This window comes from uncultured Desulfovibrio sp. (genome assembly GCF_944324505.1).
Lineage (GTDB): Bacteria > Desulfobacterota > Desulfovibrionia > Desulfovibrionales > Desulfovibrionaceae > Desulfovibrio.
The window spans coordinates 31,203-55,508 of sequence record NZ_CALUWO010000005.1; the positions used below are offsets into that span (position 1 = coordinate 31,203).

21 protein-coding genes are annotated in these 24,306 nt (G+C 64.8%); 18 read left to right on the forward strand and 3 right to left on the reverse strand.

What is annotated here, in order from left to right:
- The 3 genes from Q0J57_RS06695 to Q0J57_RS06705 all read left to right on the forward strand — a co-directional run bounded on the left by Q0J57_RS06695 (position 1) and on the right by Q0J57_RS06705 (position 5,233).
- Entirely contained in the window at positions 1–2,100 is a 2,100-nt protein-coding gene (locus Q0J57_RS06695; RefSeq protein WP_297218539.1) for a small ribosomal subunit Rsm22 family protein, read from the forward strand.
- 184 nt (positions 2,101–2,284) lie between these two features.
- Positions 2,285–4,543, forward strand: coding sequence for a vitamin B12-dependent ribonucleotide reductase (locus tag Q0J57_RS06700; RefSeq protein ID WP_297218774.1), 2,259 nt, complete (start codon positions 2,285–2,287; stop codon positions 4,541–4,543).
- A gap of 177 nt (positions 4,544–4,720) precedes the next feature.
- Positions 4,721–5,233, forward strand: a complete 513-nt coding sequence (locus tag Q0J57_RS06705; RefSeq protein WP_297218541.1) for a metal-dependent hydrolase — start codon at positions 4,721–4,723, stop codon at positions 5,231–5,233.
- Between the two features lie 78 nt (positions 5,234–5,311).
- On the opposite strand, the gene Q0J57_RS06710 is transcribed toward Q0J57_RS06705, so the two are convergent.
- Positions 5,312–6,160 (reverse strand): TatD family hydrolase, encoded by an 849-nt coding sequence (locus Q0J57_RS06710; RefSeq protein WP_297218543.1) that lies wholly within the window; start codon positions 6,158–6,160, stop codon positions 5,312–5,314.
- Between the two features lie 159 nt (positions 6,161–6,319).
- Between Q0J57_RS06710 and Q0J57_RS06715 the strand changes: the two genes are divergently transcribed.
- From Q0J57_RS06715 to Q0J57_RS06770, 12 genes are all read left to right on the forward strand, one after another.
- Positions 6,320–7,276 carry a UDP-glucuronic acid decarboxylase family protein gene (locus Q0J57_RS06715; protein ID WP_297218545.1) on the forward strand — a complete coding sequence of 319 codons (957 nt, stop codon included), beginning with the start codon at positions 6,320–6,322 and terminating at the stop codon, positions 7,274–7,276.
- A gap of 178 nt (positions 7,277–7,454) precedes the next feature.
- On the forward strand, positions 7,455–9,476 hold the full coding sequence (locus tag Q0J57_RS06720; protein WP_297218547.1) for a proton-conducting transporter membrane subunit: 2,022 nt from the start codon (positions 7,455–7,457) through the stop codon (positions 9,474–9,476).
- Positions 9,473–10,405 (forward strand): NADH-quinone oxidoreductase subunit H, encoded by a 933-nt coding sequence (locus Q0J57_RS06725; protein WP_297218549.1) that lies wholly within the window; start codon positions 9,473–9,475, stop codon positions 10,403–10,405. The genes Q0J57_RS06720 and Q0J57_RS06725 overlap by 4 nt, the downstream gene beginning before the upstream one ends.
- Before the next feature lie 10 nt (positions 10,406–10,415).
- Entirely contained in the window at positions 10,416–11,042 is a 627-nt protein-coding gene (locus Q0J57_RS06730) for a hydrogenase-4 component E (RefSeq protein ID WP_297218551.1), read from the forward strand.
- A 25-nt stretch (positions 11,043–11,067) separates the two neighbouring features.
- Positions 11,068–12,588, forward strand: coding sequence for a proton-conducting transporter membrane subunit (locus Q0J57_RS06735; protein WP_297218553.1), 1,521 nt, complete (start codon positions 11,068–11,070; stop codon positions 12,586–12,588).
- Between the two features lie 2 nt (positions 12,589–12,590).
- Positions 12,591–14,111, forward strand: coding sequence for a hydrogenase (locus Q0J57_RS06740; protein WP_297218555.1), 1,521 nt, complete (start codon positions 12,591–12,593; stop codon positions 14,109–14,111).
- An 11-nt stretch (positions 14,112–14,122) separates the two neighbouring features.
- Positions 14,123–14,914, forward strand: coding sequence for a 4Fe-4S dicluster domain-containing protein (locus tag Q0J57_RS06745; protein WP_297218557.1), 792 nt, complete (start codon positions 14,123–14,125; stop codon positions 14,912–14,914).
- A gap of 575 nt (positions 14,915–15,489) precedes the next feature.
- Positions 15,490–15,936: a universal stress protein gene (locus tag Q0J57_RS06750; protein ID WP_297218559.1), complete on the forward strand. Its 447-nt coding sequence runs from the start codon at positions 15,490–15,492 to the stop codon at positions 15,934–15,936.
- Positions 15,937–16,162: 226 nt separating this feature from the next.
- Positions 16,163–16,618, forward strand: a complete 456-nt coding sequence (locus Q0J57_RS06755) for a universal stress protein (RefSeq protein WP_297218776.1) — start codon at positions 16,163–16,165, stop codon at positions 16,616–16,618.
- Positions 16,619–16,811: 193 nt separating this feature from the next.
- Complete coding sequence (hisC, locus tag Q0J57_RS06760; protein WP_297218561.1) at positions 16,812–17,948, forward strand: histidinol-phosphate transaminase; 1,137 nt, start codon at positions 16,812–16,814, stop codon at positions 17,946–17,948.
- Positions 17,945–18,637 (forward strand): (d)CMP kinase, encoded by a 693-nt coding sequence (gene cmk / locus Q0J57_RS06765; protein WP_297218563.1) that lies wholly within the window; start codon positions 17,945–17,947, stop codon positions 18,635–18,637. The genes hisC and cmk overlap by 4 nt, the downstream gene beginning before the upstream one ends.
- Positions 18,638–19,115: 478 nt before the next feature.
- Positions 19,116–20,309 (forward strand): MFS transporter, encoded by a 1,194-nt coding sequence (locus Q0J57_RS06770; RefSeq protein WP_297218565.1) that lies wholly within the window; start codon positions 19,116–19,118, stop codon positions 20,307–20,309.
- A gap of 81 nt (positions 20,310–20,390) precedes the next feature.
- On the opposite strand, the gene purM is transcribed toward Q0J57_RS06770, so the two are convergent.
- Complete coding sequence (gene purM / locus Q0J57_RS06775; RefSeq protein WP_297218567.1) at positions 20,391–21,452, reverse strand: phosphoribosylformylglycinamidine cyclo-ligase; 1,062 nt, start codon at positions 21,450–21,452, stop codon at positions 20,391–20,393.
- 338 nt (positions 21,453–21,790) lie between these two features.
- Here purM and Q0J57_RS06780 point away from each other — a divergent pair, with 338 nt between their 5' ends.
- The 3 genes from Q0J57_RS06780 to Q0J57_RS06790 all read left to right on the forward strand — a co-directional run bounded on the left by Q0J57_RS06780 (position 21,791) and on the right by Q0J57_RS06790 (position 23,626).
- The gene (locus Q0J57_RS06780; protein ID WP_297218569.1) at positions 21,791–21,967 is read left to right on the forward strand and encodes a hypothetical protein; all 177 of its coding nucleotides are present in this window, start codon (positions 21,791–21,793) and stop codon (positions 21,965–21,967) included.
- A gap of 74 nt (positions 21,968–22,041) precedes the next feature.
- A complete protein-coding gene (gene amrS / locus Q0J57_RS06785; protein WP_297218571.1) occupies positions 22,042–23,052 on the forward strand; it encodes an AmmeMemoRadiSam system radical SAM enzyme in 1,011 nt (336 codons plus the stop codon).
- A 1-nt stretch (position 23,053) separates the two neighbouring features.
- Positions 23,054–23,626: a translation initiation factor 2 gene (locus Q0J57_RS06790; RefSeq protein ID WP_297218573.1), complete on the forward strand. Its 573-nt coding sequence runs from the start codon at positions 23,054–23,056 to the stop codon at positions 23,624–23,626.
- Here Q0J57_RS06790 and Q0J57_RS06795 read toward each other — a convergent pair.
- Complete coding sequence (locus tag Q0J57_RS06795; protein ID WP_297218575.1) at positions 23,623–24,306, reverse strand: BON domain-containing protein; 684 nt, start codon at positions 24,304–24,306, stop codon at positions 23,623–23,625. The genes Q0J57_RS06790 and Q0J57_RS06795 overlap by 4 nt on opposite strands.

Consider the following 24,306-nt stretch of genomic DNA (forward strand, 5'->3'; position numbering starts at 1 on the left):
ATGTCGTCGCATTTTTCGGGCCGCCCTGCTTCCCGCAGGCCGGCAGGCCGTCGTTCCTCCCGCAGGCGGGAAGCCGCCGCTGCGCCCTGGCAGGACGAGGACAGCCCCCTGCTCACGGATGATCTGCTGCTTGTCGACGAGGTTCCGCCGCAGCGGCCGCCGGCGCAAAACGGCCCGGTGCCGGCATCGCGGCTGTCCGCTGCCGGCGATGTGCCCCACACCGGGCAGCGGAACAGGGCCGCCCGCCGGAAGGACGGACCGGCACTGCATGGCGCACGGCCGCATGCGGAGGCGGATCACGGCCTGTACAACGCACGGGACAGACGCCGGCCCGATGCCCCGAAGGATGCCCAGTCCGATGCCTGGAAGGACGCCCGGTCCCATGCCCGGAAGGAGGCGCGGCCGGACAATGCGCAGCGGACAGCGCCACGGGATGCGCACCCTGCGGACAGGGGCCAGCCCCGTCAGCCGGCATTTTCCCCGTGGCGGGAGCAGGACTTGCTGCTGCCGCTGCCGAACCGGCGCATGGCGGCGGAGCTGGACCAGCTGGGGGCCGCGCTGGCCAGGGTGCGCCCGCTGGGCGCCGTGCATGCCCGCAGCCTTCCCGAGGACGTGGCCCGGCTGTCCCGCCTGCTCACCGTGGAGCGGGCTGGCCTGCATCAGCCCTACTGGGCATCGCCGGCCCTGACCAGCGCCTATCTGTACTATTTTTTGCCGTGGAACGTGCTGCGGCAGATGCGCCTACTGGCGGCCATGCCCCTGCCCGATCCCCGGACCTGGGTGGAACAGGGGCAGCGGCCCGTGCTGCTGGACCTGGGGTCCGGCCCGCTGAGTCTGCCGCTGGCCCTCTGGCTGGCCCGGCCGGAATGGCGCACCGTGCCCCTGGAGGTGGTGGCGCTGGACAATTCGCCGCAGCCGCTGGAGCTGGGGCGCGCCCTGTTCCAGGCCCTGGGCGATCTGCTGCATGAGCCTGTCTGGACGGTGCGCACCGTGCGTGCCCCGCTGGGGCAGGCGGCCCGTCAGCTGGCCCGCCTGCGGGGCGGCCGGCAGGGGCACGGAACAGGGGATGACGGCTGCCGGGGCAGTGCCCTCTGGCTGGTCTCGGCGGCCAATGTGCTCAATGAGCTGCTGTCGGGCGGGGCATCCGGCCGGGCAGGACGCCGGCATGCGGCGGATGATGACCTTGAGGAATACGATCTGCCGGACGAGGCCGGCGGCGCCCGGGATGACGGCCTGTCGTCGCGGGCGGACAGCCTCATGGCCCAGCGTCTGGAAAGCCTCATGGACCTGTTCGAGGATATTTTCGAGGTGGGCGCCGGGGATACGCTGCCGCCCTCCCTGCTGGTGGTGGAGCCGGGAACCCGTTTGGGCGGGGCCACGGTCATGCGTCTGCGCTCTGCTGCGCTGGACCGGGGGCTGGTGCCTCTGGCGCCCTGCACGCATGGGGCGGACTGCCCGCTGGAGCGGGGACGCAGCGGGCGGGGCTGGTGCCACTTTACCTTTGATTGCAGCGGCGCGCCGTCATGGCTGACGCAGCTGGCCGGCGCGGCCGGTCTGGAAAAGGCCAGCCTGAGTCTGGCGCCCCTGCTGTTGTCGCCGGGGGCGGAAACCTTGCAGGATACTCTGGACAGCGAACGGCAGGGGGGGCTGCCCCGTGTCATGCTGCGGGTGCTCTCCGCGCCCTTTGCGGTGCCGGGCCTGCCCGGCCGGGCGCGCTATGCCTGCGGGGTAGGGGGCCTGGCCCTGCTGGCGCAGGCCGATGCCCTGACCTCCGGGGGGCTGCTGGAAGCCGTGGTGCCGCAACGCCCGCTTTTTGACCGGCGCAGCGGTGCGCTGCTGCTGGGCAAGGACATGCCCGTGCGGGAACCGGCCGCTGGGGAGCGGTCCGTTGTCCCGGAACGCCGCGGGACGGAACAGCGCAGGCCGGAACACAGCGAGCCGCGGGCCATGCGGCACGGCGGCCATGGGGCTTCCTCTGCCGGCCGGGAGGCCGCAGACGGCGGCAGGCCGCAGGAACGGCCTGCCCGCGGAGACAGGCCCGAAAAACGTCGCGCGCCTGTCACGGGACGACCGGCGGTCAGGCGGGGCGGACGTTCCTGAGCCGCCCGGTCTGCTGCGGGAAACACGGGGGGACGGCCTTCTGCCGGCGGCAGTGACGGCGCCGGCGGGCTTTTCAAGCGGGCTGTCATGACGTATACAGTGCGGGATGGAATGTTTCCTCCCGTGGCCGCCTCTGCGGTCGCTTTTTTTTGATCCTTAACCTGGAATTGCCGGGAATGTTATGATGATTGCTATGCCTTCAGACCTGCCGCATCCGCAGCTCAAGCCCAATATTCAGGTGGTGCTTGACAAGCGCTATCTGCGCAAGGATGACTACGGCCAAACCTGCGAAGAACCCCGAGACCTTTTCTGGCGTGTGGCGGCAAGCATTGCCGCCGGAGACGCCGCCTATGGCGCGTCCCCGGAGGAACAGGCCCGGCTGGCCAGGCAGTTCTATGATGTCATGACCTCGTGGACCTTTCTGCCCAATTCGCCCACGCTCATGAACGCGGGCACGGAGCTGGGGCAGCTTTCGGCCTGCTTTGTGCTGCCCGTGGGGGATTCCATCGAGGAGATTTTCGATGCCGTCAAGTACGCGGCCATGATCCACAAGTCCGGCGGAGGCACGGGCTTTTCCTTTTCGCGCCTGCGGCCCAAGGCCAGCCGTGTGGGGTCCACGGGGGGGGTGGCCTCCGGCCCGGTGTCCTTCCTGCGCATTTTCAATACGGCCACGGAACAGATCAAGCAGGGCGGCACGCGGCGGGGGGCCAATATGGGCATCCTGCGTGTGGACCATCCCGACATCGTGGATTTCATCCGGGCCAAGGAAAAGGACGGGGAGTTCAATAACTTCAATCTTTCCGTGGGGCTGACGGAAGATTTCATGCAGGCCGTGGAAAAGGACGAAACATACGCGCTGCGTGCCCCGCATACCGGCGAGGTGGTGAGGACCATGCGCGCCCGGGAAATCTTTGACCTGCTGGTCAAGAAGGCCTGGCAGTCCGGCGATCCCGGCATCATCTTCCTGGATCGCATCAACCGGGACAATCCCACGCCTGACCAGGGAGAGATCGAATCCACCAATCCCTGCGGCGAACAGCCCCTGCTGCCCTTTGAGGCCTGCAATCTTGGCTCCATCAATCTGTCCAATTTCTACCGGCCGGGGCATAACGAGGACGCGAATCCCGCCGATGAGGGCATTGACTGGGAAGAGCTGCGCCGCGTGGCACACCTGGCCGTGCACTTTCTGGACAATGTCATCGATGTTTCGCGCTTCCCGCTGGAGCGCATCACGGAGACCGTGCACCGGAATCGCAAGATCGGGCTGGGGGTCATGGGCTTTGCGGACCTGCTCTTCCAGCTGGGCATTGCCTATGATTCGGAACAGGGCATAGCCCTGGCCGAACGGATCATGGCCTTTGTCAATGCGGAGGGCCATGCCGCTTCTGCCGAACTGGCCCGGACGCGCGGCGCCTTTCCCGCCTACGGCACGTCCGTCTTTGCGCAGCGCCACGAGGGTCCCTACCGCAATGCCACGGTAACCACCATTGCTCCCACGGGCACGCTGTCGCTCATTGCCGGCTGTTCCTCCGGGGTGGAGCCGCTTTTTGCCCTCTGCTTCACGCGCAATATCCTTGATGGCGAGAAGCTGGTGGAAGTCAATTCCCACTTTGAGGAAGCCGTGATCCGGGCCGGTCTGGACAGCGAGGAACTCACGCACTACGTGGCGGAAAAGGGGTCCATCCAGGAAATGGATTTCCTGCCGGAGGACATGCGCCGGGTTTTCGTCACGGCCATGGATATTGCGCCGGTCTGGCATCTGCGCATGCAGGCGGCCTTTCAGCGGCACACGGACAATGCCGTGTCCAAGACGGTGAACCTGCCGGCCAATGCCACGGAACAGGACATTCACGATATTTACTGGCTGGCCTATCGCGAAGGCTGCAAGGGGGTCACGGTCTATCGTGACGGCTGCAAGGCCTCGCAGGTGCTGGCCACGGGCGAAGGGCAGCGCAAGCTGGACGGTGCGGCACAGCCGGCCCCCGTAGCGGCCGTGCGCAAGCGCCCCGACATTGTGAACGGCTTTACCCAGAAGGTGCAGACAGGGCTGGGGGCCATGTATCTTACGGTCAATGAAGTGGACGGCAAGCCCTTTGAGGTCTTTGCCACCATCGGCAAGTCCGGCCGTTCCATCACGGCCAAGGCCGAAGCCATCGGCCGCCTGGTGTCGCTGGCCCTGCGCTCCGGCGTGGAAGTGCGCGACATCGTGGCCCAGATCAAGGGCATTGGCGGCGAACATCCCGTGTTTCGCGGCAAGGGCCTGCTGCTGTCCATTCCCGATGCCATTGCCTGGGTGCTGGAGCGTCGCTACCTTCAGGGAGAGCATCTTGGTTCCGGGGTGACCGATATCGAGGAACAGCACTGCCCCGAATGTCATGCCGTGCTGGTCTTTCAGGAAGGCTGCCTTATCTGCCCTGCCTGCGGCTTTTCCCGCTGCGGCTAGGGACCGGCATACCTGGGCGCGCCTCCGCCCCGGGCCGCAGGTGCTTGCCGGGCACGATGCCGGAAAGGGGGCGGGCGCATGACGCATATGGTGAGGGGAGACCCGTGGCAGGGCCTCCCCTTTTTTGTGCAGCCCGTGCCGGTTCCGGCTGCGGGCGGGAAGGATCAAAGGACAATTATGAAATGGATGACACATCAGACGGCAGCCGTGGGCACGGCCCTGCTGCTGCATCTGCCTCTGGAAGGGATACTGGCCGCCTGTCTGGGGGCCGTGCTGCCGGATATGCTGGATCAGCGGGCCGCCCGCCTTTCCCGTAACCCCCAGCGCGCCTTCAATCGTCTGCACCGGGGCACCACCCACTGGTTCGGCTGGTGGCTGGCCCTGTTTCTGGGGGCCAGTCTGCTGCCTGTGCCGCCGCACTGGCGGGCCGTGGCCCTGGGGCTGGGCTTTGGCGGGCTGAGCCATGTGCTGCTGGACATGCTGACGCCGTCAGGCGTGCCGCTTCAGCCCTTCAGCCGGCAGCACAAGTTCTCGCTCAAGCTCTGTTCCACGGGCAGCCTGGGGGAATACGTCTTTCTGGCGGGCATGGTGGGCCTCTTTGCCCTTGCGGTGGGACCGGACTTTTGGGACCTGCTGCGCCGGGCCGAACACTGGGTGCGCTTCAGCGAGCTGGGCCGCCTGCTGCGCTAGGGCCGGGCGCGCTGCCTGGGCGTTTCCAGGGATGCGCTTGCCGGGGGCACAGGCGGGGAGGGCGGCCGGGAACGCCGGTCAGTCCTGCGGCCTTTCGCGGGCGGTGTCCAGGCCGAAGAAGCGGCGGGCATTGTCGCCGCAGAGCTGCCAGAGGGCTTCGGGCTGCATGCCCCGCGCCTGGGCCATGTGGCGCACGGTAAAGACCGTGAACGCCGGTTCATTGCGCTTGCCCCGCCAGGGCAGGGGCGAAAGGTAGGGGCAGTCGGTTTCCAGCAGCAGACGGTCATCGGGAATGACGGTCAGGGCCTCGCGCAGTGCCGTATTGGCCGGATAGCTCACCGGGCCGGGGATGGAAATGTGCCAGCCGTTGCGGATGATGCGCCGGGCCAGGGCGGCATCCCCGCCGAAACAGTGCCAGAGCAGGGGATAGCCCATGAAGCCGCGCGCTTCCAGCAGGGTCAGGGTTTCGGCTTCAGCCTGCCGGCAGTGGATGACCACAGGCTGTTCCAGCTCGCGGGCCAGGTCCAGCTGCTGCTGAAAGGCCAGGTATTGCAGTTCACGGGGGCAGTCGTCCCAGAAGAAATCCAGGCCGATTTCTCCCAGTGCCCGCAGGCGCGGTTCGCTGGCAAAGGCGGCGCGCATGGCGTTCAGGGCCTGGGGGGTGCAGGTCTGGCCGTCGCAGGGATGGATGCCCAGTACAAAGAAGACTTCGGGGTGCGCGTCAAAAAGGTGCTTGCGCGTGTCAAAGTCCAGCGGGTCCAGAAAGATATTGCCGATGCGGGCAATACCGCAGGCTGCGGCGCGTGCCAGCACGTCTTCGCGGTCGGCATCAAAGTCTTCGCTGTGCAGATGGGCGTGGCTGTCCACACCCACGGGGGGCAGGGCCTGGGTAAGGGGATCGATACGAATGGTTTTCTTGTGGCTCATGATGTTCCGCCTTGTCGCAGGCCTGTGGTAGCAGGACGCGGCCCCGGTGACAAGATACGGCAGGGAAAGCAGCGGGGAATCATGGTCCATGGGCATTGCATGATGCGGATTTTGGGCGTATGGTAACGGCGCCGTTTGGACTTTTTAAGGAGCAAGACTATGCATCTGCGTAAACGTGTGCTGGTTACCGGAGGTTCCGGCTTCCTTGGTTCGCATCTGTGTGCCCGTCTGCTGAACGAGGGGCACGAGGTGCTGTGCGTGGACAATTTCTTTTCCAGCGCACGTTCCAATGTGGAAGAGCTGATGGACAATCACCGCTTCGAGCTGATGCGGCATGATGTGACGTTTCCGCTGTATGTGGAAGTGGACGAAATCTATAACCTGGCCTGCCCGGCCTCGCCGGTGCACTATCAGCACGATCCGGTGCAGACCATCAAGACCTGCGTGCACGGGGCCATCAACATGCTGGGGCTGGCCAAGCGCCTGCATGCGCGCATTTTTCAGGCGTCCACCAGCGAGGTCTATGGCGATCCCGATGTGCATCCGCAGCCCGAATCCTACTGGGGCCATGTGAATCCCAACGGCATCCGCTCCTGCTATGACGAGGGCAAGCGCTGCGCCGAGGCCCTGTTCTTTGCCTACCGCCGGCAGGGCAATCTGCCCATCAAGGTGGGCCGCATCTTCAATACCTACGGTCCCAAGATGCATCCCAATGACGGCCGCGTGGTCTCCAATTTCATCATCCAGGCCCTCAAGGGGCAGGACATCACCATCTACGGCGACGGCAGTCAGACCCGCTCCTTCTGCTATGTGGATGACCTCATTGAATGTATGTGCCGCTTCATGGCAACGCCCGATACCTTCACCGGCCCCATGAACATGGGCAATCCCGGGGAGTTCACCATTCTGGAACTGGCGCAGAAGGTGGTGGAGCTGACGGGCAGCGCATCCAGGATTGTCCATGAGCCGCTGCCCGGCGATGACCCCAGGCAGCGCCGCCCCGATATTTCCCTGGCGCGCGAGGTCATCGGCTGGGAACCCGTGGTGCGACTGGAGGACGGCCTCAAAAAAACCATTGCGTATTTCGACGCGCAGCTGAAGGCCGGACTGGCCTAGGGCGATTGTACATGCAGGCAGGCCTCTGGGCCTGCCTCAACCATATCTGCAACCTCCGGGAAAGGTTGTCCCGGAGCCGCATGCTGCCGGAAAACGCGGTTTCCGGAGCAGAAAGCCGGTTGGCGGCGGTGAGGAAGGCCCGTGGGGCCTTTTGTGTTTTCCGCGAAGGGAGCTTTTCATGACCTTATTTGTAGTGGCGCTCTGTCTGCTGGGCGGGGTCGCCGTATTGCTGGCGCTGCTGGCCTGCCTGCGACCTACGCGGGGCCTGACGGCACTGGTCAATGCGGTGGGGCCTTGCGTGGTGGTGGTGGCCTGCGGGCTGGGGCTGGCAGGCATATTCAGCGGACCGTGGGATCAGGTGGTGCGCCTGGTGCGTCCGTGGTGGCTGCCCGTGGGCGAACTGTCCCTGGGGCTGGACCCGCTGACGAGACTCTTTCTTCTGCCGGTCTTCGGGCTGGGGGCCATCTGTGCCCTGCACGGGGGACTGCTGCTGCGCGACATGCCGCACAAGGCGCACAATCTGGCGGCGCACTGGCTGTTCTATGTGCTGCTGGTTCTGGGCATGGCCCTGGTGCTGGCGGCACGCGACGCCGTATTCTTCCTCATTTCGTGGGAAGTGATGTCGCTGGCTCCCTTCTTTCTCATTGATTTCAACCATGGCGAGCGCAAGGTGCGCGATGCCGCGTGGGTCTATCTGGTGGCGGCGCATCTGGGCGCCGTGCTGCTCATTGCCTATTTTGCCCTGCTCTGGCAGGTGGGCGGCAGCACGGATTTCAGCGTGCTTTCCGCCCAGAAGCATACGGAATTCACCCAGGCGCTCTTCCTGCTGGGGCTGCTGGGTTTCGGGGCCAAGTCGGGCCTGGCGCCCATGCACGTCTGGATTCCCGAAGCCTACCCCGCCGCCCCCACCCATGTGGCTGCTCTTCAGTCCGGTGCCATGATCAATATGGGCCTGTACGGCATTCTGCGCGGCTTTGACTTTCTGGGACAGCCGGCCGATGCCCCCCTGTGGTGGGGCTGGAGCATTCTGGTGGTGGGCCTGGGGTCGGCGCTCATCGGCATTCTCAAGGCCCAGGCCCAGAGCAATCTCAAGCGGCTGCTGGCCTATTCCAGCGTGGAAAATGTGGGCATCATGCTCATCGGCATAGGGGCCGGCATGCTGGGGGCCGCCAGCGACTACCCGTGGCTTGCCACGCTGGGCTTTGCCGGAGCGCTCTTTCACATGCTCAACCATTCCTGTTTCAAGGGGCTGCTGTTCCTGTGCGCCGGCGAGGTGCAGCAGGCCACCGGCACGGTGATCATGAGCCGTCTGGGCGGTCTGCAGAAGCGCATGCCCCTGGTGGGTGGGGCCTTTCTGCTGGGGGCGGCAGCCATTGCCTGCCTGCCGCCTTTCAACGGTTTTGCCGGCGAATTCGTGCTGGCGCTTTCCCTGCTGGACGGGGTCAAGCTCTATTCCGTGGAATTGCAGCTGGGGCTGCTGTTTTCGCTGGTCATTCTGGGACTGGTCAGCGGCCTGGCGGCGGCCACCTTTTCCAAGGCATACGGCATCACCTTTCTGGGACAGGCCCGCACCCCGGAGGCCATACATATTCATCCCTCGTCCTGGCGCACGGTATGGCCCCTTGCCGTACCGGCCGCGGCCTGCGTGATCATGGGCCTCATGGCCGGGCGCTGCTTTGAGCTGGTGGCCCCCACGGCACAGCTGGCCGCGCATCTGCCGCCCCTGTCCGAACGCTTCGGCGCCAGTGCCGTGCAGGAAGTGGGGCGCATGCTGGATACCGTGGCGCTGGTGGGGATGGGCTGCATTGTTCTGGTGGTGGCCCTGCTGTGTCTGCGGCGCCGGCTGCTGGCCGGGCGCAGCGTGGCGCGGCGTGAAACCTGGGGATGCGGCTATCAGTTCGGAACGGCACGCATCCAGTATACCAGCGCGTCCTTTGCCGAACCTCTGAGCAGCATCTTTGCCTCGCCCATGGGTCTGAAGGTGCAGGAAAAGCTGGGGCACGGCTATTTCCCCGGCCGGGCCATGCTGTCCATTTCGGCGCCGGACCGTCTGCGCACCCTGCTGTACACGCCGCTGTTCGCGGGTATTGCCCATGTCTGCAATGCGTTGAAAATCATGCAGCACGGCAGGATTTACCTGTATATTCTCTACATTCTCGTCACACTGGTGGCGCTGCTGATCTGGGGGTTGCACGCATGAGTCCGCTCCTGGCCTATCTTCTGCATCTTGTGCTGGCCCTGGTGCTGGCGCCGCTGCTGCCCGGCATCATCAACCGCATCAAGGCCAAGTATTCCGGCCGTCACGGCAAGCCTGTGCTTCAGCTGTACTATGATATCTTCAAGTTGCTGCGCAAGGGTGAGGTGATCAGCACGACCACCTCCGGCGTGCTGAGCCTCGGGCCGGCGGTTACCGTGGCCACCACCTTCTGTGCGCTGGCCCTGCTGCCGCTGGGGGGCGCGGTCTCGCCCCTGCACTTTACCGGTGATTTCCTGCTGGCTGCCTATCTGCTGGGCATGGGGCGCTTTGCCCTCATCCTGTCCGCGCTGGATACGGGGTCCTCGTTCGAGGGCATGGGCGCCAGCCGCGAAGCCGCCTTTTCGGCCCTGGCCGAGCCGGTGCTCTTTCTCTGCCTGCTGACGCTGGCCTGTGTGGGCGTCCGCATGGGACTGGACGACTACCTTTCCCTGTCGCGCATGCTGGGCGGGCGTCCCGGCACGGAATGGCTGCTGGGGCGCGCCGAGCTGCTGCTGGTTCCGGTGGTCTTCTTTGCGCTGCTGCTGGTGGAAAACTGCCGCATTCCCGTGGACGATCCCGATACCCACCTGGAGCTGACCATGATCCACGAGGTCATGATTCTGGACCATTCCGGTCCCAATCTGGCCTTTGTGCTCTATGGCTCCGCGCTGAAGATGTGGTTTTTTGCGGCCTTGCTGGCAGGCATCATCGTGCCTGATCTACCCCTCTGGCTGCAGGGTCTCTGCTGGCTGCTGGTCATTCTGGCCGTGGCCGTGGTGGTGGGCGTGGTGGAATCGGTGATGGCGCGCCTGCGCATGTGGTCCGTGCCCAAGTTTCTGGGCAGTGCGGGCGCGCTGGCGGCCCTTGCTCTCATCCTGACCCAGATTCGCTAGGGAGGCCCACGTGTCCACACTCTTTCAGATACTGATCTTTGGTCTGGCCCTCAATGACCTGGCCCTCATGGGCGTGCCCTATTTCCGGGGGCTTATCCGCATGGTCACCTTGCAGGGCTTTTTGCTGAGCGGCCTGCTGCTGGCCCAGGGGCATGCTGCGCTGGCCCTGGCCGTGCTGGCCATCAAGGGCTTTATCCTGCCCATCCTGCTGGACCGCACCCGGCGCCGCATTGGGGCCGATCCGCGCCTGACGCAGCGCTTCGGCTGTGTCTGGGCCACGCTGCTGGGCATGGCGGGGCTGGTCTTTTCCCTTTGGCTGGAGGCAAGCCTGCCCCTGCTGCCGCGGGGATTCTTCCCGCCGCTGCTGCTGCCCGTGGGGCTGACCACGCTGTTCTGCGGCCTCATCATGGTGGTCAGCCGCGTGACCGCGCTGTCGCAGGTCATCGGCTATCTGGTGGCGGAAAACGGCATCTTTCTTCTGAGCATGCCCCTCATGACCAGCAGCGCCATCTGGTTTGAAATGACCCTGCTGCTGGACATCTTTGTGGCGGTTTTCGTCATGGGCATCGTCATCAACCACATCAACAATACCTTTGAATCCATCGACGTGAACCGCTTCCATAACCTCAGAGACTAGGCCCCGGCCGCACGGATATTGTGACATGCTCGAAGCACTGTTTTTCATCCCTCTCTGCGCAGGACTGCTGAGTTTCGTCCTGCCAACGCCCCTGTTGTGGCGCGGCCTGCTGCTGGTGACGGCCGTGGCGCATTTCCTTCTCACCCTTCTTACCCTGCATGCGGTGGGCAATGGTCAGACGCCCGAAGCCCTGGCTGGCCTCATGGCGCCTGATGCCCTCAGCATGCTCTTTCTGACGCTGGCCAGCACCCTCTTTCTGGCGGCAAGCGTGTACGGCGTGGGCTATCTGCATGCCGAAAGCCTCAAGGAGCGGCGCGTCTGTCTCCAGGACGGCAAGACCTTCACCAATGCCCCGGAGCGCCGCTTCACGGCCTGCCTCTGCTTCTTTCTGGCGGCCATGACCCTGGTGACCACCACCCGCCACATGGGGGCGCTGTGGATGGGCATTGAATGCACGACTCTTGCCAGTGCGCCGCTCATCTATTTTCACCGGCACCACGAATCGCTGGAAGCCACGTGGAAATACCTCATCATCTGTTCCGTGGGCATTGCCCTGGCCCTGCTGGGCAATCTGCTCATTTCCATCGCCTTTCACAATCCCGGCGGCGGCCCCGTGGGAGAAGAGAGCTTTGACCAGGTCAGCCAGTTTTCCGCCATTGCCCGCGCCGTGGTGGAAAGCGGGCTGGACGACATGCAGTCCCCCTGGCTCAAGGCTGCCTTCATCTTTCTGCTGGTGGGCTACGGCACCAAGATGGGCCTGGCCCCCCTGCACAACTGGCTGCCCGATGCCCACAGCCAGGCCCCGTCCCTGGTGTCGGCGCTCTTGTCCGGCGCGCTGCTCAACTGTGCGCTGCTGGGCATTCTGCGCGGTCATCAGATCATGCTGGCGGCCGGCCTGGGGGATTTCAGCGGCGGCCTCATGATCTTCTTCGGGCTGGTTTCCCTGTTCACGGCAGCCATCTTCATTGTGGGGCAGGGCAATTACAAGCGCCTGCTGGCGTATTCCAGTGTGGAGCACATGGGCATTCTTTCCCTGGGCATCGGCCTGGGCGGCTCTGCCGTTTTCGGCGCCATGTTCCATGCCGTGGGGCATTCGCTGACCAAGTGCATGCTCTTTCTGCTGGCCGGCAATATCCTGACGCGCTACCGCACCCTGGCCTGTTATGACGTGCATGGCATGCGCTGGACCATGCCCATAACCGGCGCCCTCTGGACGGCCGGCTTTCTGGCCATTGTGGGATCGCCGCCGTTCGGCCTCTTTGTGAGCGAGTTTCTTATTCTCAAGGGCATTCTCAGTCAGGGGCGCTGGCTGGTGGCCTGCTGCTATCTGCTGGCTCTGGGCATCATCTTTGTGGGCATGTCCGTTCCCGTGCTGCACATGGTGCAGGGCACGCCGCCCGATGCCGTGAAGAAGACCCGGCGGGAGAGCATGCTCAGCGTGCTGCCGCCCTTCTGCCTGGGCCTGCTGGTGCTGGGGCTGGGTATCTATACGCCGGCGTGGCTGGAAAATCTCCTCACCCGCGCAGCAGCGCTCATCGGAGGCTAGGCATGCAGTTCACGTATGAGAAATCCATTGATTTGAAAGAAGTGGATGTGCTGGATGCCCCCGCGCTGCGTCGCGGCATCCTTGACCGGGTGGCTGACGGCTGGCGCCTGCTGGCGCTGTTCGGCCTGCCGGAGCGGGTCTTTTCCGCCACGGCATCCGCCCGGGATGCCGGCCTGTGTGCGCTGCTCTGGCATACGGATGAAAAGGTGATCTGGGCGGCTCGGACCCAGCCCCTCACGTCCTACGCTGCGCTGACGCCCGACTGCCCGCAGGCCCAGCGCTTTGAGCGCGAGCTGTTCGAACAGTGGGATATCGTGCCGGAGGGGCATCCCTGGTGCAAACCCCTGCGCTTTGTGCCGCACGGCGTGCTTGCCGGTCTGCACGGGGAACGGCCCGGTCCGGCCTGTCAGGAAAACTATCAGGTCCACGGGGACGAGGTGCATGAGGTGGCCGTGGGGCCGGTCCATGCCGGCGTCATCGAGCCGGGGCATTTCCGCTTTCAGTGCTACGGCGAAAATGTCATGCACCTGGAAATCAGCCTGGGCTTTCAGCACCGGGATGTGGAGCGCCTGCTCATGGGCGGACCGTATCCGCGCACGGCGCGCATGATGGAATGTGTGGCCGGGGATACCAGCATCGGCCATGCCACGGCCTATGCCACGGCGCTGGAACGTCTGGCCGGGGTTTCCATCCCCGAGCGGGCCAATCGCCTGCGGCGTCTGGGGCTGGAGCTGGAACGCCTGGCCAACCATACCGGGGACCTGGGGGCCATCTCCGGGGATACGGGCTTTTTGCCCACCTCGGCCTGGAATGGCCGCATTCGTGGCGATTTTCTCAATCTGACGGCCGAGGTCTGCGGCAACCGCTTTGGGCGGGACTGGATATGCCCCGGCGGCGTGCTGCCCGATCTGGACCATGCCATGTGCGAGGACATCTATCAGCGCCTGCAACTGTACTGGCGCGATGTGCACGGGGCGGTGGACATCATGCTGGCTTCGCCCAGTGTGCTGGAACGTATCGAGCGCACCGGCCCCCTGACGGCCGTGCAGGCCACGGAACTGGGGATGGTGGGGGTGCCTGCCCGCGCCTGCGGTCTGGCCAGGGATGCCCGCTTTGAGGCGCCGCTGTCCTGCCTGCCGCTGTGCGATACCACCATACGCATGGAAAGCACGGGCGACGTGGCCGCCAGGACCCGGGTGCGCAGTCGCGAGCTGGCCGATTCCGTGACGCTGGTCAGCGCTGACCTCAAGGCCCTTTCCGGTGCCGAAGGCGCCATTCGCGCCGCCATGCCCCGGACACTGCCCCCCCGGCGTCTGGCCGTGGCGCAGGTGGAAGGCTGGCGCGGCGAGCTGTGCCATGTGGCCATCACGGGAGAAGACGGCCGGCTGGCCTGCTACAAGATTTACGATCCGTCCTTCCACAACTGGCCGGGCCTGGAAGTGGCCCTGCGCGGACAGCAGGTTTCCGACTTCCCGCTGTGCAACAAGAGCTTCAACCTGTCCTATTGCGGGCATGACCTTTAGGAGAGGCCATCATGCTGCATATCATCAAGGAACGCCTGCATCAGAAATACCGTACCCTGGATTATCCGTATGTTCAGCCCACGCTGCCGGCGCGCTATCTGGGCCGCCCCGAGGTGCTGCCCGTTGAGTGCGGGGATTGTCATGCCTGCGTGGATGTGTGTCCGTCCGGCGCGCTGCGCATGCTTTCGCCGGAGCAGCCCGGCCCGGGCGGGGAAAGCCGCGGCCCGGCCCTGGACATGGGGCGCTGCCTGTTTTGCGGCGCCTGCGCCAGGGCCTGCCCACAGGGGGGCATACGCTTTACCGGAGACCACCATGTGGCGGTCTTTGCCCGGGAGGATCTGATCCTGACCCGGACGCCGCGTCCCCTGACGCCCCCCCGGCAGTCCGGCAAGCTGTTCGGCCGTTCGCTCAAGCTGCGTCAGGTCAGCGCTGCCGGCTGCAATGCCTGCGAAGCGGATATCAATGTGCTGGGAACGCTGGTGTATGACCTGGGCAAGTTCGGCATCGACATTGTGGCTTCGCCGCGGCATGCCGACAGCATCGTGGTCACCGGTCCCATAAGCCTCAATATGCGCGAGGCCGTGCTGGCCACCTATCATGCCATGCCGGAGCCGCGCCTGGTCATTGCCGTGGGCAGCTGCCCCATTTCCGGCGGGGTTTTCCGGGACAGTCAGGAATGCTGCAACGGGCTTGAGGGCCTTTTGCCCGTGGATGTCTATATTCCCGGCTGTCCTCCCCATCCGTGGAGCATCCTGGACGGTCTGCTGCGTGCCCGCAAGGACCGCGCCTCGTGGGAGGTCTAGGGCAGGGTGGTTATGCTGCCTGCGGCACGCCGGCCTTTTCCGCATGGCGTCGCTGCCGGAAAACAGGGCTGTGCGCCCGATGATGCGTGGCGCTCGCGTCATTTCGGATACTGCGCCCTGAGAAATATGCCGTGCATCGCGGCGAGCAGCTGTTGCGTCCTGTTGTGAATGCACGCTGCTTCTGGTTCTGCTCGTGCTGAAAAACGCCGCCTCTTCCGAAAGGGAAGGGGCGGCGTTTGAATATTTTTTCACAAAAAAGGCTATCGTTCCGGTGTGATACCGAAAAAATGCCCGGATACGGGCAGACAGGCAAGAAAAATCCTTGTCTAGTCATTTAAAAGTTCGTAATGTGAACAGGAAGACATGCAAGGCATATCAGCCTGCTGGTCCGGCAGTGCCGGCTGCGCCATGGGCGCATTGGGCATGTTGTGAACATTACCTCATTCGTTGAAGTTCCCCCGCTGTATCCGGGGTCTCGGATACAGGCATACGTTCTGGAAATCAGGCTGCGGTATCTGAACCGGCGCGGATACGGCAGTTGTCACCCTGCCGGAACATGACCAGGGAGTGCCCCCATGAAGGAAATCAAGAAGATTCTTTGTGCAGTCGACCTTTCCGCTCATAGCAAGGCAGTGGCCGAATATGCCGCCATGCTCGCCAAGGGCATGAGCGCCAGCATCGTCGTCCTTTCCGTGGCCCCGTCGCCCAGCGCGGACGTGTACTTTGAAGTGTCCCCCATTGCGGTGGAAAAGTTTGCGGCGGCGGTGGCTGCCGGCGCGGAAGAAAGCCTGGCGACCTTTGTGGCAGAAAACTTTGCCGGCATGGATGTGAAGAGCTATGTGCTCAGCGGCAATGCGGCTGACGAGATTCTTCGCTGTGCCAATACGGAAAAGGTGGATCTCATTGTCATGGGTGCCTTCAGCCGTAAGGGTGTGGATCGTGTGCTCTTTGGTTCCGTGGCCGCAAAGGTGGTCAAGAATGCCGACATGCCGGTGCTGACCATTCGTCCCTCGGACGACTAACAGCGTTTTGCAAGGTGCGGTCCTGCGGGACCGCGCCTTTTTTTTTGCGGGCAGCACGGCTGCCGCGTGCCGGGCCGGGATTCCGGCGGCAGCGGGGCAGGCCGGAAAGAGCTTGTCTAAGTGGTGAAAAGCCCGTATCCTGTTTGCAGAGACAAGCTGCGGCTTCCGGCTCCGGCGCGGAGGCGGCAGCGCCAACCTCAGCCGGACATGGCCTGGAGCTTTCATGATGAAGGAAATCAAGAAGATTCTTTGCGCAGTCGACCTCTCCGATCACAGCAAGTCCGTGGCCGAATATGCCGCCATGCTTGCCAAGGGCATGGGCGCCAGCATCATCGTTGTGTATGCGGCCCCCTCGCTGAGCCAGTACGTGGGCTTCCACGTGCCGCCGAACACCATTGAGAATTTTGTGGGCGAGATCGTTTCCGGCGCGGAAAAGTCCATGGAAGCCTTTGTGGCGGAAAACTTTGCCGGCATGGATGCCAAGGGCTATGTGCTCATCGGCTATGCGGCCGAGGAAATCCTCAGCCGTGCCGAAGAGGAAAAGGTGGATCTCATTGTCATGGGTACGCATGGCCGCAAGGGCATTGACCGCATCCTCTTTGGTTCTGTGGCGGAAAAGGTGGTCAAGAATGCCACCATGCCGGTGCTGACCATTCGTCCCACGGACGATGACGAAGACTAAGCAGCCTGTGCCGGGGCATGCGGCCTGTTCCGCCTGTCCTGACAGTCTGCCGGATCATGGCCGGAAACCGCGCGTTTCGGCAGCGTGACGGTCTGCGCCGTCGGCAGATGTGGCGAAAATGGTTGCCATTTCAGGGGTGCGGTTCCTTCCGGGACCGCACCCTTCTTTTTACGGGCATTGCCCAGGAGTCAAGATGTACGCTTCCCCCGTGCGTGAGGCCATTCGGGGCCTCAAGGCCTATGTTCCGGGCCTTTCCATTGCTGAAATTCAGGAAAAATACGGTCTTTCCCAGGTCATCAAGCTGGCCAGCAACGAAAATCCCCTGGGCACGCCCCCGCTGGCACAGCAGGCCCTGCGGGATGCCGCCGCCACGGCTTTTCGCTATCCCCAGGGGGGCAATCCCCGTCTGGTGAAGGCGCTGGCCCGGCGTCACGGTGTGTCGGAAGCGCGTGTGGTGGTGGGCAATGGGTCCGATGAAATCCTGGACCTGCTCATCCGCCTGCTGCTGACGCCCGGCAGGCATTCCATGGTCTGCTTTGCGCCCTGTTTCAGCATCTATCCCATTCAGGGACAGGTCTGCGGCGTGGAGGTGCGCCGTCAGCCCCTGCGTCAGGACTTCAGCCATGACTATGCGGCTCTGGCCGGGCTGGTGGATGAAAGCACCCGTCTGGTCTTTGTGACCACGCCGGACAATCCGTCGGGCTACTGTCCGCCGCGGGCCGAGGTGGAAGCCCTGGCCGCCCACCTGGCCAAGACGGCGCCGGACTGTCTGCTGGTGGTGGACGAAGCCTACATGGACTTTGTGGGGGACGATGATGCGGCCGAAGCGCAGTATTCGCTGCTGGCCGGGGGCTGTCTGCCGGACAATGTGGCGGTGGTGCGCACCTTTTCCAAGGTCTGGGGGCTGGCCGGCATGCGCGTGGGCTATGCCGTCCTGCCTGAAGCGCTGGCCGGATACTGCTGGAGAGCACGGCTGCCGTTTTCCGTGAATATCCTGGCAGAGGAGGCGGCCCTGGCGGCGCTGGAAGACACGGTTTTTCACGAGGAAACCCTGCGGGTGACCCGCCTGGGGCGCGTGCAGCTGCGTCAGGGGATGGAGGAACTGGGCTGCACGGTATGGCCCAGTGCGGCCAATTTCCTTATGTTTCAGCTGCCCGGCGGCAAGGATGCCGGCGCCTGCGTGGACGTTCTGCTGCGGCGCGGCATCATCATCCGCGCCCTCAAAAGCTATGACCTGCCGCAGCATCTGCGCGTCAGCGTGGGGACGGAAGAGGAAAATGCGGTCTTTCTTGCGGCGCTGGGCGATTTTCTGCAGGGGAAACAGGCATGAGCCGGCAGCTGCCTGTAGTAACGCTGGACGGCCCTGCCGGCGTGGGCAAGACCACGCTGGCCCGCCGCATGGCCGACAGTCTGGGCATTGCCTATCTGGATACCGGGGCCATGTTCCGCTGTCTGGCGCTCCGGCTGGGGGCCGGGGCGCACCTGTGGCCGGAGGAGCGCCTGCGCACAGCCTGCGCGGCCTGTACCTTCAGCCTGCGGGGAACCGGGGGCTTCAGCGAGCTGTTCTGTAACGATCAGCCGGTGCGCGGTGAAATCCGCACGGAAGAGGTGGGCATGCTGGCTGCCCGTCTGGGAACCGTGCCGCTGGTGCGCGACTATCTGTGCGCCGCCCAGCGCGAGCTGGCCCGACAGCGGCCGCTGGTGGTGGAAGGGCGTGATATGGGCACGGTGGTCTTTCCCACGGCCCGTTTCAAGTTCTTTCTGGATGCCACCCCCGAGGTCCGTGCCCTGCGTCGTCTGCGCGATCTGGAGGCACGGGGGCAGCAGGCCGATCTTGCCACCCTCACCGAGCAGATCCGCCAGCGTGATGCCCTGGACCGCAACCGTCCCATTGCCCCCCTGAAGCCTGCGGAGGATGCCATCATCGTGGACACGTCCGCTCTGGATATCGAGGGGGTGCTGGGCACGCTGCTGCACGCCATTCAGGTGCGGGGCGGTCTGGCCGGTCAGCAGGGCTGATCCGGCGGAAAGGCCGAGACCTGCCTGCCCACAAAAACATATGCTTCCGGGGGGAGGGGGAACTTCGCTGCCTGTGCGCGGCGAGCCTCCTCCCCCGCGGTGTTTTCCGTTTCCGTGTGCTTTTCCGGGGATACGGCGCCGGGCAGGGCCGCGTTTCTTTGCCGCTGGCGCCGGCGCACGGGCAACACGGGCCGGCATACGCGCCCGGCATACGCGCCTGGTGAAGCGGGCTGGCGGAGGCCGGGCCGTGTGCGGCAGGGGCAGGGCCCTGTCACGCCGGCATGTCCCGGCGGGAGGGGCCTTTCCCGGCGGGGCGTGTGCCCCTTGACCATTGGCGGCACCGACCTTACCCTTCCCTTGCCCACTGGGCGGGTCTTTTGTGTTTCTGCGTCAGGCGCGGGAACAGGTGGTACCGCTTGCGCTGCTGTGCGCGGCGGGGGACACCCGGCCGGACCCGCCGGGCCTTTCCGGAGCCTTCATGTCGCAGCGTGCCTCTTTTCCCGTCAGCCGGCTGCTGGTGGCCTATCTGGTCTTCATCAGCGCCTTTGCCCCCTTGTCCACGGATATGTATCTTCCTGCCCTGCCCGGCATGGCAGCGAGCCTGCAAACCACCAATGCCCTGACCAGTCTGACCATAAGCTGCTTTCTGCTGGCCTTTGCCCTGTCCATGCTGATCTGGGGGCCTTACAGCGACAGGGTGGGGCGGCGGCCCGTGCTGCTGCTGGGGTCGGCGCTCTATGTGGTGTCCAGCCTGGGTATTGCCTATGCCCGCTCCATCGAGGTGCTGCTGGCCTGGCGTGTGGTGCAGGCCATTGGCAGCGGCGGCATCAGTTCCATGTCGCTGGCCATTGTGAAGGACGTGATGCAGGGCAGTGCCATGACTCGTGTGGTGACCAGCATTCAGACCTTTACCACGCTGGCGCCCATGCTGGCGCCGCTGCTGGGCGGGCTGCTGCTCACCGTGACCTCGTGGCGGGGCATTTTTTTCTGCCTGGCCGGCTGTGGCCTGCTGGCCGGCGTGGGGGGGCTGGTTCTGCGCGAAACCATTGTGCAGCGCAGTGAGGGCCACATGTTCCGCCTGCTGGGACGCATCGGCTACGTGATGGGGCAGCAGGGCTTCCGCTGGCTGCTTCTGGTCTTTTCGGCCGTGTGCATGCCCTTCATGGGCTATCTGGCCGTGTCGTCCCTCATCTATCAGGATGTGTTCCAGCTGACGCCGCAGCAGTTCAGCGGCTTTTTTGCCGTCAATGCGGCCATGTCCCTGCTGGGACCGCTGTGCTACGGCCGCTGGTTTCACATGTGGTCGGACAGGCGCTTTTTTTGCTGTTTTCTGGGGGCCATTGCCGTGTCCGGAGCGGCCCTGATCTGTTTTGGGCACGTGCATCCGCTGGCTTTTGCCGCCCTGTGCGCGCCCATTGCCTTCTGCTCCGGGGCAACGCGTCCGCGCTCCACGGTGCTCATGCTCAACCAGCTTGATACGGATACCGGCACCATGACGGCGCTGATCAACAGCGGCGGTCTGCTGTGCGGCAGCGCATCCATGTTTCTCTGCACGCTGCCCTTCTGGCCCGATGCCTTCTGGGCCTTGGGCGGCATGGCCTGCGTGGTGGGGCTGCTGACGCTGGCAGGCTGGTGCCATGTGGAGCGGCGGGGCCTGGCCCGGCTGTCATAGACAGCAAAGGACGCCCTTCCGCAGAGGGGCGTCCTTTGTGAGCGCATGTGGCCTTCCCGCCGGGGGGAAGGATGTGCCGGCCTAGTCGAAAGAGACCACGACCTGTTCGCCATCGCCGGTGCGGCGGGCGATGGTGCCGATGTCCCAGGCGCCGAGGCCCAGCTTGCCGGCGCGGATGCGGCTGATGGTTTCTTCCACGCGATCCTGGGGCAGGATCAGCACATAGCCGATACCGGCATTGAATATCTGGAGAATTTCGGGCCAGGACAGTCCCCCCGCCTCATGCAGCCAGGTGAATACCGGCGGCATGTCCCAGGAGCCGAAGCGGATGCGCGCCTCCACCTGCGAGGGCAGAACGCGCGGAATATTGTCGTAGAAGCCGCCGCCCGTGATATGGGCCATGCCGCGCACGTCAATGTCGCGCAGGAGCTGGCGCACGGTGTCCACATAGATGACGGTGGGGGTCAGCAGCACATCGCGCACGGTGGCGCCGTCTGCGCCGGGGAAGGGATCATCCGCGCCAAGGCCGCTCTGTTCCAGCACCTTGCGCACCAGCGAATAGCCGTTGGAATGCAGACCCGAGGAGGCAATGCCCACAAGGTGGTCGCCCACGCGAATGGTGGAGCCGTCCACCAGTTTGGCATTGTCCACAATGCCCACGCAGAAGCCGGCCAGATCGTATTCGCCATCGGCATACATGCTGGGCATTTCGGCGGTTTCTCCGCCCAGCAGGGCACAGCCGGCCTGGCGGCAGCCCTCGGCCACACCGCTGATGACGGTATGGGCCACATCCACATCCAGCTTGCCGGTGGCAAAATAGTCCAGGAAGAAGAGCGGGGCGGCGCCCTGTACCAGAATGTCGTTGACGCTCATGGCCACAAGGTCGATGCCCACGGTATCGTGCTTGTTGAAGGCAAAGGCCAGCTTGAGCTTGGTGCCCACACCATCGGTGCCGGAGACCAGCACGGGGTCGCTCATGCCGCTCAGTTCGGGACGAAACAGGCCGCCAAAGCCGCCGATATCGGATATGACACCCTTGGTATGGGTGCTGGAAACAAGATGCTTGATGCGGCTTACCAGATCATTGCCGGCCTGAATGTTGACGCCGGCAGCGGTATATGCCTTGGAACGGTCTGTGCTCATCACGTGCCTCCTTCGCCCCCTTACCTAGCATATCTTTCCGGAAATCCCAAGGGCCATCATGGGGGATTTTTTGGCTTTTGGCAGCAGAACCACGCCAGCAACGCACAGGCCGGGCCATGTCTGGACCGCGCGGCGCCTCGCTGCTAGAGTGAAGCATGCGCGTAAGAACACTCTGCTTCTGCGGGGGCCTGTGCGTCCTGCTGACCGCTGCTGCCGTGCCGCTTTTTGCCGCGGCAGGGCATCTGCCGCCCGTATTGTCCGCTGCCGTGGGCGGGAGCATGTCTGCGGGCTCCGGCAGTTTTTTGCCGGCGCGTCCGGCCCCGTCACCGGCGCCGGCCATGCGTCCGCCCCGTCAGCTTGTTCCGGTTTCGCCGCGGGCCAGGCGTCCGGCGGACCCGCTGCGCCCGGCGGATCCGGGCAATACCGGGCGGCGTTCGTCCTCCTGGCCGCCTGCGCCGCCCTACAGCCCCTGGGATCAGTACCCCCAGCCGGGGCAGTATCCGCCCCAGCGCTAGGGGCAGAAAATCTGTTGCCCGCGGCAGACTGCCGGGCCGGGAGGCACCGGTCTGCCGCCGGAAAGGAGAGCATCATGCCCGCTGCCTTCTGGACAGCGCTGCCCCGTCAGGCCGTACGCTGTCGGCTGTGCGCCCATTTCTGCCATCTTGACGCGGGGCAGCGCGGGCGCTGCGGCGTGCGCGTCAATGAGAACGGCACGCTGATCAGCCTGGTGGAAGATGTGGTGACCGGCGTTGCCATGGACCCGGTGGAAAAGAAACCCCTCTACCATGTGCTGCCCGGCAGTCTGACCTTTTCGGTGGGCAGCGCGGGCTGCAACTTTTCCTGCCGTTTCTGCCAGAACCATCACATCTCCCGCACGCCCGCGGACAGCGGGCAGCTGCCGGGGCAGCATGCCAGCCCTGCGCAGCTGGTGGAAATGGCCGTGGCGCAGGGGGCGGCCTCGGTGGCCTTTACCTACAACGAACCCACGGTCTTCCTGGAGCTGCTGCGCCCCACGGCCGCACTGGCAGCGGAACGGGGGCTGCCGTCGCTGCTGGTGACCAACGGCTTCATGAGTCAGGACTGCCTGCGGGCACTGGGGCCGCTTGTGCGGGCGGCCAATGTGGACCTCAAGGGCTTCAGCGAGGATTTTTATGCCCGCTGGTGCGGCGGGCGGCTGCACGTTGTGCTGGACAATCTCCGCCGCATGAAGGCCTGTGGCTGGTGGCTGGAAATCACCACCCTGATCATCCCCGGCATCAATGACAGCCGCGACGAGCTGCGCCAGCTGGCCCGCTTCATCTGCCAGGAGCTGGGGCCGGAAACGCCGTGGCATCTCTCGGCTTTTCACGGGGCCTACCACATGCGCACGCATCCGTCCACGCCGCCTTCCCTGCTGGAATCCTGCCGGGAACTGGGGCTTACGGAAGGGCTGCGCTTTGTCTATGTGGGCAATGTGCCTGACACCGAAAGCCGGCATACCGTGTGTCCGCGCTGCGGAGCGGTCTGCATCCGTCGTGATGGCTGGCGCGTTCAGTGCCTGGGGACCACGGCAGGGCAGTGCCCGGCCTGCGGCCATGCGCTGCCGGGCATCTGGAGCTGATATGCTGCGTATGTACATCTGTGCCTCGTTCCGGCATCTGCACGGCGTCCGTCTGCTGGGCCGCGAGCTGCGCGCCCTGGGCTGCCATGTGCTGGACTGGACGGAAAAGGCTGCGCCTCCGCCCGGACTTACGCCGGCACAGCGCCGCCTCTGGATGGATACGGACCAGAACGGCGGACAGGTCTATGCCTTCTGCCGAGACGCCTGTCTTACGGCGGATATGGTCATTTATTACGGTGCGTCAGGACAGGATGCCGGGGTGGAAGTGGGTCTGGCTGCCGCCGTGGGCACGCCGCTGCTGGGCATTCGCGGTCCGCTGGAAGGGCCGGGCCTCATGCTGCACGGCGCCATGACCGCCTGGGTGGACAGCATCGAGGAGGCCCTGGACGTGGTGGCGGCAGTGCTGCGCCTGCGGGCCGAGAACTATGCCGGTCTGGCGGCGGCTGCGCCGGCGGTGCGTCGTCTGGCAGAGGCCCTGCGCCGGCGGCGAAAAGCCGGTGTCTCCGGCGGCCGGACAACAGAAAGCGGCGCCTGCCCGAAGACAGACGCCGCCGAAGGAAGGTTGCGGGATTAGAGGGGACGTTCTTCCACGCCCCGGCTCTGGTCCGAGGGGCCGGTATCCAGTTCCGGGGTCTCGTCGGGTGTGGCCTTGGGCGTGGCCTTTTTCTTCTGGGGCGGAATGGCCTTGACCGTCTTGGGGGAAAGCTGTCCGCCGCTGCTGGTGGGGGGCAGTATCAGATAGCTCGTGACGGAAACGGCGCCTTCCACCCGCCGGGCGGTATCCACGGCGATGTCTCGTTCTCTGGCGCTGTCCACCACGCCCAGGAGCACAATGCGTCCGGCATTGACCTCCGTATCCACGCGGGTGGAGCTAAGCCCCTTGGCCCCGATGAGCGCCGTGCGCAGACGGGTGGCCAGGACCACATTGCTGGTATCGCTCTTGGCCGGGCTGAACCAGTGGGTGGTGACGCTGCGCACGCCCTTGGTTCCCTTTGCAATGGCCACGGCGCGGTCGCGCATGTGCTCGGGGATCTCGCCTACCAGGTAGACGCGCCCGTAGTAGCAGTAGACCGAGGTATCCCAGCCCTTGCTGAAGTTGCTGCTCATGAGGTCACTCTTGATGGACGTGGCGATACCTTTGTCATCGGTGATGGTATCCATGAGCCGCTTGTCGTCATACAGGCCATAGGCGGCGCCGCAGCCTGTGAGGGAACAGAGGCTCAGCAGAAGCAACAGGCAGGCGAAGAGACGCAT